The sequence below is a fragment of the Mangrovibacterium sp. genome (assembly GCF_041596335.1).
Classification (GTDB): Bacteria; Bacteroidota; Bacteroidia; order Bacteroidales; family Prolixibacteraceae; genus Mangrovibacterium.
Window position 1 is genome coordinate 150,996 of record NZ_JBFHIT010000003.1, and the last position, 13,027, is coordinate 164,022.

Here is a 13,027-nt window from a genome sequence, read left to right on the forward strand (position 1 = left end):
ATTAGTTTTGAAACGCAAATATAGCAAAAGAAAGGAAAATTATTTCGGAAATATGGAATGCCGGGCTTTACCGATCGATATAAACACCAATTGTAATTATAACGGTAAAATTGTGTCGGTCGATTTCGGTTATGTCGCATAACTCTGATGTCAGGATTTCTTTTTGTATTCTGAAAATGGTTGGAATAGATACATCCAACTCGTTTGCTAATTTTTTTTAGAGAGAAGTGTTATTTATGCATAGATTCTTGTTCCACAAAAATGATGCTTTGCTTCTTCCGGCGCGAATCCAGTCGGATTGGAGCAGTGTTTTATAACATTTTTTCGCTTCCGCAAAGCTTTCCGCAAAGCTTTGCGGAAAATTGCGATAGGCGAGGTACTTGCTAAAAGTTTCAAATTCAATCAAATTTGTAGAACATAGGGAGGCTAAGATTGAATTTAATCGCTATTGTAAAGCACTTTTGATTCAAAATGATCCGCTGTTGATTGAGGCTTATGGGCAGTTTCATGCCAAAGGAAATACCTAGCCGGAGATTGGGCTGGGGATGAAGGATGTTGGCATCCTTAAATGTGGATATTTACCGGTTAGAAAACTGACTGTTTAGGAATGTGGATACGGTTCTTGATTTTCGATCACGAAGAGGCAATTGAGAACTTGGCAACTAAGCCGCAATATTGTGAATGGGACGCATTCTTTCAAAAAGTATTGAAAGATGAACTTTTGCCTGATGTTCAGTTGTCTTTCGTTTAGGCGCTTATGACTGTTATTTGCCCCGTTTGGCTCAGATTAAGTTCCGAAAGCAATGAGAGAATGGTCAGAAGCTCCGGGGAAGATTTTGAAAATACACGTAGAGTTTTAAACCCATTCTGATGGTCGGATTTGCTTTCGAACCAGAGAAAGTATTCGACATAGAATCATTTTGCTGTTTTCGTTTTACCTTTGGATACCTAACTATTTATTAAATAATTTCGAACCCAGTGCTAACCGTTTTATCCATGAATTATCAAAGAACAATTATTTTTCTTTTTATCCTGTTTTCATCATTCATTACCTTTTCGCAGGTTAAGGTTGACGGAATAACTTGTGAGTTGCTGGACAACCCGGTTGGCATAGAAACACGGCATCCTCGTTTGGGCTGGAAACTTGAAAGCGACCAGCGGAATGTTTTACAAACTGCTTTCCAAATTTTAGTTGCCTCGTCGCCAGATAAATTAAATGAGGATGCAGCCGATTTCTGGAATTCCGGGAAAGTCGCAAGTGGAAAGTCGCAATTAATAGCCTACGAAGGCGATCCGTTGAAAAGTGCAGATAACTGCTATTGGAAAGTAAAAGTTTGGACCAGCAAAGGCGAAAGCGACTGGAGCGAGACTGCGAAATGGAGTATGGGATTGCTGTATTATAAGGATTGGCGAGCCCGCTGGATTGGTTTCGACCGCTCGTTTCCATGGGATGATGACTCGTTTTATTCGCGCTTGTCGGCTCGCTATTTCCGCAAGGAATTTGAGTTGAATAAAGACGTTCAGGAAGCAAAAGCCTACATTATTGGTTTGGGGTTGTACGAATTGTCGCTGAATGGTGAAAAGGTTGGCGAGTCTGTTTTGGCGCCTACACCCACCGATTATCATCAGAATATCATGTACAATATCTACGATTTGACCAAGGAATTGAAAAAAGGTCAGAACGCACTTGGAGTCGTTGTGGGGAACGGTCGTTACTACACCATGCGTCAGCATTATAAAGGATATAAAATCAAGAATTTCGGCTTCCCTAAATTGCTTTTTCAACTGGAAATAAAATATACGGATGGAACGACTGAGTTTATCCTTTCAAACAACAGCTGGAAAGGAACTGCTGATGGCCCTGTTCGTTCGAATAACGAATACGACGGCGAAGAATATGATGCCCGCAAAGAATTACGGGGGTGGAATGCACCTGGTTTTGATGACGGGGATTGGTTGGAGCCCGAATACGTAGAACAACCTGACGGCAAATACGAAGCCCAACTAAACCCGAATATGAAAATATTGAAAAAAATTAAGCCGGTGTCGATCCGGGAGCAGAGTCCCGACAAATATATTCTTGATCTGGGCCAGAATATAGCTGGCTGGCTTCAGCTCAAAGTAAACGGAGCCGAAGGCGATACCATCACCATGCGCTTTGGTGAAATTCAGCAGGAAGACGGCGAGTTATTCACGACCAATTTGCGCGACGCTCAAGCCACTGCGAAATATATTTTAAAAGGCGAAGGCACAGAAACCTGGGAGCCCCGATTTGTGTATTTTGGGTTTCGTTATGTGGAGATTACCGGATGGCCCGGTAAACCAACTGTTGATGATTTTGTGGGCAAAGTGGTTTCGGACGATATGGCTATTCAAGGAACATTTACCACATCAAATCAGCTGATCAACCAAATCTATAAAAATGCTCACTGGGGAATTTTGAGCAATTACAAAGGAATGCCGGTCGATTGTCCGCAACGTAACGAGCGTCAACCTTGGTTGGGAGACCGCACTGTAGGTTGTTACGGCGAAAACTTTCTGTTCGACAATGCTGCTTTATACCGGAAGTGGATCGACGACATTGCCTATTCGCAAAAGTCTGATGGTGCAATTAGCGATGTAGCTCCAGCGTACTGGCGTTACTACAGCGATAATATGAGCTGGTGCGGCACCTTCTTGATGGTTGCTGACATGTTGTACCAACACACTGGCGATACTGAACCGATTGTGAAGCACTACGCGGCCATGAAGAAATGGCTGAACTACATGGAAGACCGTTACCTAGAAGGCGGAATTATGACCAAAGACAGTTACGGCGATTGGTGCGAACCACCGGCAACCATCGAAGAAGGTCGTGGTAAAAGTGCCGATCAGAAATACCCTAGTCAACAGATCTCAACAGCTTATTATTATCATTACATAGAATTGATGCAGCAGTTTGCCAAATTGAGTGGCAATGAGACCGATATCCCGGAATATCAGCAGCAGGCAGCAGTTGTGAAAGACGCATTTCAGCAAACTTTCTATAAGGCGGATCAAAAAGGCTACGGTGAGAATAAACTCACAGAGAATTTATTGGCTGTGGCTATGGGCTTGGTTCCTGAAAACAAGAAGGACGAACTGATGCAGACGATTGTGAAAACCATTGAAGTGACTAACAGCGGGCATTTAAGCACCGGGGTGATTGGTACGCAGTGGATTATGCGGACACTGACACAGAATGGTTACGCGGATCTGGCCTGGAAACTGGCGACGAATACAACATACCCAAGTTGGGGGTACATGGTTGAACAAGGTGCCACAACCATATGGGAATTGTGGAACGGCAACACCGCTGCACCTAAGATGAATTCGTACAACCATGTAATGATGCTTGGGGATTTACTGATCTGGTTTTATGAAGATTTGGCCGGAATAAAATCAAGCGAGAAACAGGTTGGTTTCAAGCAGATCGTTATGAAACCCGAATTAGTCGACGGACTTGATTTTGTGAATGCCTCTTACGAATCGCCATACGGAATCATTGCAAGCAACTGGACCAGGACGAAAAATAAATTTGAATGGAGTATATCGGTTCCGGCAAATACAACTGCACTGATTTCAATTCCGGCTAGATCGTTAAAAGATGTGAGGGAAGGGAATGAAATGATCGATGGTTCTTCAGACGCAAAAACTACCTGGATGGAAGATGAGCGGGTATTTCTGGAAGTAGGCTCGGGCAGTTATAAATTCAGTTCAAAACTGGAATGATAAATTTTTATTTAGCGGAAATCACGGCGATAGGCAGATGGTGTTTTTTTCATTAACTTCTTAAAGTAGTGATTGAAATTGGCCAGGTTGTTATAACCGCAATCGTAGCCAATTTCACTAATCGGTTTACTGGTTTCGGCCAGCAGTTTTACCGCATATCCGATTCTGATTTTAATCAGGTATTCCATGAAGGTTTGGTGGGTTTTTTTCTTGAAAAACCGACAAAATGAACCGGGAGCCATGTTTAGCAAGTCTGCTACTTGATTCAGTTTGATTTCCTCGTGAATGTGTTGGAAGACGTATTCGTAAATCTTATTGATTTGCTTAAAATCTTCATCGAAACCGGTGTTGATAGACGCAGTCTGCGCAATGAATTCCTGTTTTTCGCAACCCAAAAGCAAACTGAATATCTGCAACAGACCGATGTAACTGGCTAGTCCTTGCTGGTGCGTCAGATTCTTCAGTAGGTCTTTAATGATGGGAATTTCGGATCCACTAAAAAACAAACCTGAATCAGCTCTCCTCAGTAAATTAACGATGTCTTCCAGCTCAGGTTTGTTGAAAAAATCAGAAGTGATCAGGTTTTCATAGAAATGAATTACAATGCATTTAGGTGGGGCTTCCGCTTCCGTTTGAATAATTTCCCAGCAGTGGGGCAAGTTCGGGCCTAGCAAAACCAAATCATCCTTTTCAAAACTCGAAATGTTGTTTCCAACAATGCGTTTCCCAGATCCGGATAAAATGAAATTCAGCTCAAAATTTTTGTGCGAGTGAACCCTCGCGGTATTCTTTTTAAGCTCCATTTCGCGTGTGATAAACGAATGTTGACGTGGCACGTAAATCTTTTCGAAAATGTATTCCATTTGTTAAATATTAACAGGCAATGGGGTGAAATGCAAATATATGGAATTGAGTGGTTAAAATATCATGCATTTGGGTTAAGATCTGTGAAAGGAATTTATTTCGATTCACGTTTCTTTGTAAGCGTGCGGAAATGTAAGCGTGATTTTTCAAATTGAATGAATGACATACACGAAAGATAAAAACCATGAATGTGAAATCGAGTCTCGTGAGAGGGATATTTTTTTTATTACTACTAAGCGGCTGCAAAAATGAGAGAACATGGAGAGAAGGAATTTTAAAAGAAGAATTTGTATTTACTTTTCAGGGAGCTCCGTTCAGATCACCGCATGCGGCTACCATTGCCGAAACAGCTGATGGAACTTTGGTTTGCTCATGGTTTGGCGGAACTTACGAGGGTGAACCGGATTGCTGTATTTATGTGACTCGTTTTGTTGACGGGCAATGGACGGCTCCCGAGAATGTAGCGAATGGCATTTTAAATGATTCAACCCGAGTGCCGACCTGGAATCCGGTGCTTTTCCAGGTTCCAAACGGCGAACTTCAACTGTATTATAAAGTTGGTCCGCATCCGCGCGAATGGTGGGGGATGAAAATGACCTCCAACGATGGAGGAAAAACGTGGTCGGATCCTGAAAATTTGCCCGAAGGAATTATCGGGCCGATAAAAAATAAACCGGAACTGGTTAATGGGAAATTGATTTCACCGACCAGCAACGAAGAAGACGGGTGGCGTGTCTATTTCGAAATTTCGGATGATCTGGGTAAAACCTGGCGCAAAACCACGCCGGTGAATGATGGCCACGAAATTATAGCGATTCAACCCAGTATCCTGAAATATGCGGATGGTCGTTTGCAGGCTTTGTGCCGCAGTAAAAACAGGGCAGTTCTGCAAACCTGGTCAGATGATGACGGTGAAACCTGGTCGGAGATGACCAAAGTTGGTTTGCCACAGAACAACTCAGGTACCGATGCGGTTACGCTTGATGATTATACACAGGTGCTGGTATACAATCATGTGCTTCCTCCGGGAGATCATTTTAAAGGAGGTCGCACGCCATTAAACGTTGCCCTTAGTAAAGACGGTGAAAACTGGGGCGCTGCGATCGTGCTGGAAGACACACCCGATTCAAAATTTTCATACCCGGCAGTTATTCAAACAAGCGATGGTTTGGTACACATTCTTTATACCTGGAATCGTGTGAAAATTAAGCATGTGGTTGTTGATCCGTATAAGATGCTACAAACACCAATAATTGACGGGGAATGGCCTAAAATCGAAATAGAAGAACAATAAAAAAAGAGAATAGGCTGCACCCAGAGAAGACATTAGGGACGGCATTCTACAACAATTCTATAATTAATGCAGATGAAACCAAATTTTTCAACGCCACTGAAAGGGATTGTGCCACCGTTGGTAACACCTTTGATTGATAATGACACACTTGATGTTGTCGGCCTTGAGCGGCTGATTGAGCATATTATTGACGGAGGTGCTAATGCCTTGTTTCTGCTAGGAACAACGGGCGAATTTGCCAGTTTGAGCTATAAAATCAGAGAGGAGCTGGTGCTATTGAGTTGCCGTTTTGTAAAAGGACGGGTGCCAGTATTGGTTGGAATTTCGGATTCGGCCTTTACTGAAAGTTTAAATCTGGCTCATAAAGCAGCTAAATACGGAGCCGATGCAGTCGTAATTACGCCACCATATTATTTCTCGTCCGGCCAGCCGGAATTGCTGGAGTACCTGAAACGGATTATGAAGGACATACCTTTACCGCTTTTTATTTACAATATGCCTGTTCATACAAAAGTGATGTTTGCTCCTGAAACAGTGCGTGCCGCAGCCGAAATTCCCGGAATCATCGGGATGAAGGATAGCTCGGCAAATCTGGCATATTTTAACCAGGTTCAATATTTATTGAAAGATCGTCCTGATTTCACCTTTATGGTTGGTCCCGAGGAGATTACCGCTGAGTTTGTTTTGATGGGGGGACACGGAGGAGTGAATGGCGGTGCCAACATGTTCCCGAAATTATATGTCGATTTGTATAACGCGGCCGCTGCGCATGATATGCCCAAAGTATTGGAATTGCGCGGAAAAGTATTACAGATCAGCACTACAATCTATAATGTCGGTCGTTTTGGATCGAGCTACCTAAAAGGACTGAAATGTGCATTGTCGGTAATGGGAATATGCAGTGATTTTATGGCGGAACCTTTCCATCGCTTTAACGAACCAGAACGCAAATTGATAGAGGAAGCGTTGGATAAACTGGATTATAAGTCCCTTCTTTAAAGCTGCAAAACTAAGAAACTTCAAAAAAAATAAAACCCATACCCAAAACCTTCAATCCGAAACATATATGGGCGTTAATTCTCCTAAACGGGAACCGGATTATTTGAATGGAGTTCAACGCCTGCCGTCTGTTCGGCACGTGTTGCGAACGATCATGAAAAAAAGTCGCTGCCGCAGAATCAGAGTTGCGCTGGTTGAAGAAAAAACTAATGAAATAAAATCGAATGAGTAAGCTGGACGTCGCCATTTTTGTTGCCTATCTGCTGGGAATTGTTTTGTTTGGAAGTTCGTTCTACCGAAAGAACAAATCTGCTGAAGCATTCACAATAGGAAATCAAAGTATTCCAACCTGGGTAATTTCACTCTCTATTTTTGCCACTTTTGTCAGTAGTATCAGTTACCTGGCATTACCGGGGCAGGCGTATTTAACTAATTGGAATGCCTTTGCATTTAGCTTGTCCATCCCTTTTGCGTCGTACATGGCCGTTCGGTTTTTTGTGCCATTGTACCGATCGGTAAACAGTCCTTCGGCCTACACTTACCTGGAAAACCGCTTTGGACCATGGGCCAAAGTGTATGTTTCGGTCATGTACTTACTGACACAACTAATGCGGGCAGGTACCATTTTGTTTTTGTTGGCTCTCATGGTGAATACTTTATTGGATTGGGATATTGCAACCATCATCGTTGTCACCGGCTTCAGTGTGATGCTTTATTCACTTCTGGGAGGAATTCAGGCCGTCGTTTGGACCGATGCGATACAAGCAATAATTTTAATACTGGGTGCTGTCTTTTGTATCGGAACATTAGCGTTTTCTATGCCCGAAGGGGTGGGGCAGATTTTTGAAATAGCTGAGGCCAGTCATAAATTCAGCTTGGGCAGTTTCAGCACCGAAATGACAAGCTCAACGTTTTGGGTCGTTTTGATCTATGGGATTTTCATCAACCTGCAAAACTACGGGATCGATCAAAATTACATTCAACGTTATATGACTTCAGAGTCGGAAAACGAGGCAAAAAAATCAGCTTTGGTTGGTGGCTTGCTTTACGTGCCCGTTTCAGCTATGTTTCTGTTCATAGGAACGGCTCTTTTTGCTTTTTATAAGGCGAACAGTGGTTTGTTGCCGGAGGGTACGCAGGCCGATAAAGTTTTCCCCTGGTTTATCGCCAATCAACTGCCGGTTGGTTTTACCGGCTTTCTGATTGCCTCGGTATTCGCTGCCGGAATGAGTACCATTTCAACCAGTGTCAACAGTTCCGCAACCGTTATTCTGACTGACTTCTATAAGCTTTCTGCTGACAATCCGGCGAACGGGAAAAAGTCGATGCGAATTTTGTATGCCGCTTCCTTTTTGTTTAGTGTGTTGAGTATCGGAGTAGCCATTGCCATGATTAATGTTCAAAGTGCGTTGGACGCCTGGTGGAAACTGGCTTCGATATTTAGCGGTGGCATGTTGGGACTTTTTCTCTTGGGCTATTTGTCGAAGAAGGTAACCAGTAAAGCCGCTGTTTGGGGAGTAGTTGCCGGTGTATTGATTATTGGTTGGATGACCCTTTCTCCGATTTGGTTCCCGGGGTGGGGGCTTGCGGAATACGCCAGTCCGTTCCATAGCTATTTGTCGATCGTGTTTGGCACAGTGGCCATTTTCATTACAGGTTTTATTTGCGGCAGTTTCATCTTTCATTTTCAAAAGCATATTACTAAATACCTTTAATCGTATTTCTTCTAAATAGGAGTTTTATCTGGCGATATCCAAATTTTTCTACGAGTCAAGTTTCAGCGCAGTTACAAGTAATTACAGTTGTGCAGGTATTTTCATGAATTGCCGGAGATGTTTTTACCGCGGAACGCCGAATGTTGTCAACTCCATTTTTTAAGGGGATTTGAAAGATTTCCGTCCAGACATACTCAGGTGGGCGTTACATGAAGTATTGCCTTTCAGACTAATCAGGCCACTAGTATCCCTGATGATCTATGATTATCCCAATCCTGGCCTATGCCCCGAAAATTAAGTCAGCAGAAAACGTATGGCAATGGATGAAAGACAAATTAGCTATGAAATTTTTCGAGTCAATCGTAGCATTACAGAATAGGACCACACCAATAATGCACAAGCTCAACCCGATATCTGGGAAAAGCAATATTCGGTTAAGAATCTTCATAAAAACCTATATTGGGTAACTTCGACTGTAAAATGGCAGAACTAGCATAAGAGGTGCCTGTTAGGCATTGATTATAATCTGAGTTCCATTTTGTGTCATACTCCGAGTGAAAATCTGTTGTTGCGTTTCACTTGCCCAAATACTGGTTTAGGTTCGAAGGGCTGCATACTCCGGTAATTAAGTCCAAACTCGCATGTTAGCTTTTCCGGGCAATTTGCCAAACCCGGTTTAGGCTATGGTTGTCTTTAGTGGTTCGATTTCACTAGTACCTACGACATTTCTCCAGCAGATGGAAGCCCTTTTAGTTTTGTACGCAGGATATGCTCACCTGATTTTGAAGTTCAGCGTATCTTTAATTTTTTCTTTCCCTAATATGCCAGAGTTTTTCCCGTCGGACAAATTAGAAAAGCTGCCAGTAAGTGGTATGAATTTCCACTTTCAACCAAAAAGTATTTACGCCTCATCAGTGTGGAATTCTGTTTGGCTTTCAGTTGGGGTTAGGTGTATTGGCAGATCGACGTTACTTCTCCGATATTTTATTCATTTTCGTCAATAGGACACCAGACCGTTTTTTTTTTTTGCATGACTAACATATACGAGTCCAGTTGTTTCATCTCCAATACTATAGTGATTCATAACGCGATTGATTTTTTTAACGAAAGTGTATCGAAAATCATGAAGCAGCCAGTTTATTTGGCATTTTGAGAATCCTGTCCCGCATTTTGATACGCAATAACAAGTCAATCAAACCGTCTTCATGTAGATTTGTACTGAATATAAAATCGAAAAATGAAAACACGGATACCAATTTTGATCTTAGTCGTTTTTTTGAGTTGCAACTCGAAAAAAGATGAAAAAAAAACTGAGTCAGGGCAACAAAAGCTATGGTCTGTTCAATTTGCAGAAACAGTAATGCATGAAGCAGATAGTTTGATATACTTCCAGCGAGAAGAGCCCAAATATGAATATGATTATGCATTTCTTGGAGATGCTATATTTGAACTTCGTGACATAGATCCGAAATTCGGAGAATATCTGAAAACCTACATAGACTTTTTCCTCCAGGAGAATGGTGAAATAGGCGGGTACAAATTATCGGACTATAATATCGATCGTGTCCGTCCGGGGAATAGTATGATTTCGCTTTACAAACAATATGGAGATGAAAAATACAGAGTCGGAATTGAAACACTAGTCAAACAAATGGAAACACAACCTCGGACTAAATCCGGTGGATTTTGGCACAAAAAAATTTATCCATCCCAAATGTGGTTGGATGGCTTATACATGGCCTCTCCGTTTTTGGCTCGATATGCCAAAGAATTCAACCAGCCAAAATGGTTTGATGAGGTAACGTTCCAACTGAAAGAAGTATATAAAAATACCGTGGATGAAAAAACCGGATTGGTTTATCACGCATGGGATGAAAGTCGGGAACAGCGATGGAGTAATTCCGAAACCGGGCAATCGAAACATTTCTGGAGCCGTGGAACAGGTTGGTACATGATGGCTTTAGTCGATGTTTTGGAATATCTCCCCGAAGATCATCCGGAACGTGGAGATTTAATTTCAATATTGAACCACTTAAGTGAAGCTTTGCTAAAGGTCAGAGACGCAGAAACCGGATTGTGGTACCAGGTGCTCGACAAGGCTGGTGAGGAACGTAATTACCTGGAAGCTTCCGGTTCGGCCATGTTTATTTATGCTTTTGCCAAAGGAGTAAATACTAATTGGTTAGATGATAAATACCTAATCGTTGCCAACGAAGGTTTTGAAAGTTTGGTTAATAACCTGGTGGTAAAAGACGAAGATGGATTTGTAGTGCTTAAAAATACATGTGGCGCTTGCGGATTGGGTGGAGATCCGTATCGGGAAGCAGACTACAATTATTATGTTACCGAAGAAATCGTTGACAATGATCAAAAAGGAGTTGCACCTGTTATTCTGGCTGCCATTGAGTTAAATAAATAAACGGATTTATGCGAAGACTAATTCTATACATAGCATGCCTGGCATTTGTTGCTATGGCTTGTCAATCTAAAAAAACAAAAAGAAACGAACCAGCACCGGAAAATCACAGAACCCAGGCTTACTTGGGAATTAAAGAAGGTGGCGAATGGAAGTGGGTTACCAAAAGTAATGGCAACGAACAGTGGGAGTATCAAGGTGGTGTATTTAAGTCTGTAAGTAGTTTGCATGTGAGTGAGAAACATACAGACCATTCGTTTGATATTCAGTTTGAAGGCCCCGGTTGGGAATCAGATAAAGTAGGTTATCGTTTATACCTTGACTGGAGAAATGCCATCGATATTTTTGGAAAGAAAACTGGTACATTGGTACTTCACCAAGTAGGGTTGGATGGATTTGATTCCTATCATGACGTTTCCGACTGGGGGGTTGACGTTCTAAAAGTTGGGGCATCATTGGGTATGGGCTCTATCGCTTTTTGGGATGGTAAACAAGCGATCCGGGTGGAGAAAACAGACAGTCTGAATTGCACAACTGAAAATGAACTGAAAAAATCAAACGTGACAGTTACTTACCACGGATGGCAAATCAACAACACAAAAACGATTTTACAGTCAAGCTTTGAAATCGAGGAAGGGAGTTACCTTACCCAATGCGACCACCAGTTTACTGAAGTTTTGCCGAATCTGGCTACCGGCCTCGTGAAACACAAAGGGACTGAAGTTCAGCTGTTCAACGATTTGAAAGAAGGGTGGAGCTGCCTGGCAACATTCGGGGTGCAAACCCTGCAAAATGATAAAATGGGGATGTGCGTCTTTTTCAGGGACGATCAAATCATCGAACTTACTGAAGATGAACATAGTCATGTCATTGTACTTGAGCCCGAAAACAATGAATTGACCTATTATTTTGGCGCTGCGTGGGAACGGGATGCTTCCGCTGTCTCAACCATGGAAGAATTTAAATCCTTACTTAGCGAACAGGCAAAATACATTCGATGAAAACATTAATCATTTTTCTATTTTTCGTGCCTTTCTTGGGGTTTTCCCAGGAAAGGGCCATTGATTTTCCAAAAGATACCACGTTCAACGTAAAAAGTGCAGCAAGAAAAATAGCCAGCGATTTTCCGCAAGCTGTTCCGGTTGGTGAGTATAAAATTTCAGCAGTTAAAGAAAAAAGAGAACTGGTATATCATTCTTTTGGAGAGAGAAAATTACACCTCGATATTTTTTATCCTGAAATAAAAAAAAGGGAAACGGTACCGGGTGTGTTATTAATTCATGGAGGAGGATGGGCATCAGGCTCGAAATCACATTTAATCCCCATGGCTCAAAAGCTGGCCGAAAATGGGTATGTTGCTGCATCGGTGGAGTATCGGTTATCCCCCGAAGCCAGATACCCTGCTGGTATTATCGATCTTAAAACGGCGATTAAATGGCTAAAAATAAACGCCACTGAATTTGGCATTGACACAAGCAGGATCGTCACGTTGGGTACCTCTGCAGGTGCGACACTGGCTTCATTACTGGGAACAACGGCCGGGTGTTCACTGTTCCCGTCACATGCTGTTGCGATGCCAGTCAGCGATGCAGTGCATGCCATTGTCAATATTGATGGAGCACTTGACTTTACGAACGACGCCGAAAGCGGGAAAGACGAAGATCCGGCCAGGCCATCAGCTGGGGCTCGTTGGTTTGGATATACATACAAGCAAAAACCAGAACTGTGGGTTGAAGCATCGCCTGTAAACTACGTATGCAAAAATACGCCACCAACTATTTTTATAAACAGCTCCCTGCCACGTTTTCACGTTGGGAGAGATCAGTATATTGAAGTTCTGAATGCAAACAACATTTATAACGAAGTACATACTATTGCGGAAACGCCGCATCCATTTTGGCTATTTCAACCATGGTTTGATGAAACTGTGCCCCTGATCGTCGACTTTCTGGATCAGGTTTTTAAAGAATAATCAAAGCGCTTCATCTG

Annotated in this window: 8 protein-coding genes; 7 read left to right on the forward strand and 1 reads right to left on the reverse strand. The window is 42.4% G+C overall.

All coding sequences use genetic code 11. From position 1 onward, the window contains the following. Positions 1 to 996: 996 nt before the first annotated feature. Entirely contained in the window at positions 997 to 3,750 is a 2,754-nt protein-coding gene (locus ABZD21_RS02500; protein WP_372772656.1) for a family 78 glycoside hydrolase catalytic domain, read from the forward strand. A gap of 11 nt (positions 3,751 to 3,761) precedes the next feature. Here ABZD21_RS02500 and ABZD21_RS02505 read toward each other — a convergent pair whose 3' ends face one another. Further along, entirely contained in the window at positions 3,762 to 4,613 is an 852-nt protein-coding gene (locus ABZD21_RS02505) for an AraC family transcriptional regulator (RefSeq protein WP_372772657.1), read from the reverse strand. A 206-nt stretch (positions 4,614 to 4,819) separates the two neighbouring features. On the opposite strand from ABZD21_RS02505, the gene ABZD21_RS02510 reads away from it, so the two are divergent. From ABZD21_RS02510 to ABZD21_RS02535, 6 genes are all read left to right on the forward strand, one after another. Then, positions 4,820 to 5,908, forward strand: coding sequence for an exo-alpha-sialidase (locus ABZD21_RS02510; RefSeq protein ID WP_372772659.1), 1,089 nt, complete (start codon positions 4,820 to 4,822; stop codon positions 5,906 to 5,908). Positions 5,909 to 5,980: 72 nt separating this feature from the next. Further along, positions 5,981 to 6,907, forward strand: a complete 927-nt coding sequence (locus ABZD21_RS02515; RefSeq protein WP_372772661.1) for a dihydrodipicolinate synthase family protein — start codon at positions 5,981 to 5,983, stop codon at positions 6,905 to 6,907. A 224-nt stretch (positions 6,908 to 7,131) separates the two neighbouring features. Then, positions 7,132 to 8,622 carry a sodium:solute symporter gene (locus ABZD21_RS02520; protein WP_372772663.1) on the forward strand — a complete coding sequence of 497 codons (1,491 nt, stop codon included), beginning with the start codon at positions 7,132 to 7,134 and terminating at the stop codon, positions 8,620 to 8,622. Positions 8,623 to 9,859: 1,237 nt separating this feature from the next. Beyond that, positions 9,860 to 11,041: a glycoside hydrolase family 105 protein gene (locus ABZD21_RS02525; protein WP_372772665.1), complete on the forward strand. Its 1,182-nt coding sequence runs from the start codon at positions 9,860 to 9,862 to the stop codon at positions 11,039 to 11,041. 8 nt (positions 11,042 to 11,049) lie between these two features. Continuing rightward, complete coding sequence (locus tag ABZD21_RS02530; protein WP_372772667.1) at positions 11,050 to 12,039, forward strand: DUF4861 family protein; 990 nt, start codon at positions 11,050 to 11,052, stop codon at positions 12,037 to 12,039. After that, positions 12,036 to 13,010, forward strand: a complete 975-nt coding sequence (locus ABZD21_RS02535; RefSeq protein WP_372772668.1) for an alpha/beta hydrolase fold domain-containing protein — start codon at positions 12,036 to 12,038, stop codon at positions 13,008 to 13,010. Before ABZD21_RS02530 ends, ABZD21_RS02535 begins: the two co-directional genes overlap by 4 nt. The last annotated feature ends 17 nt before the right edge of the window (positions 13,011 to 13,027 follow it).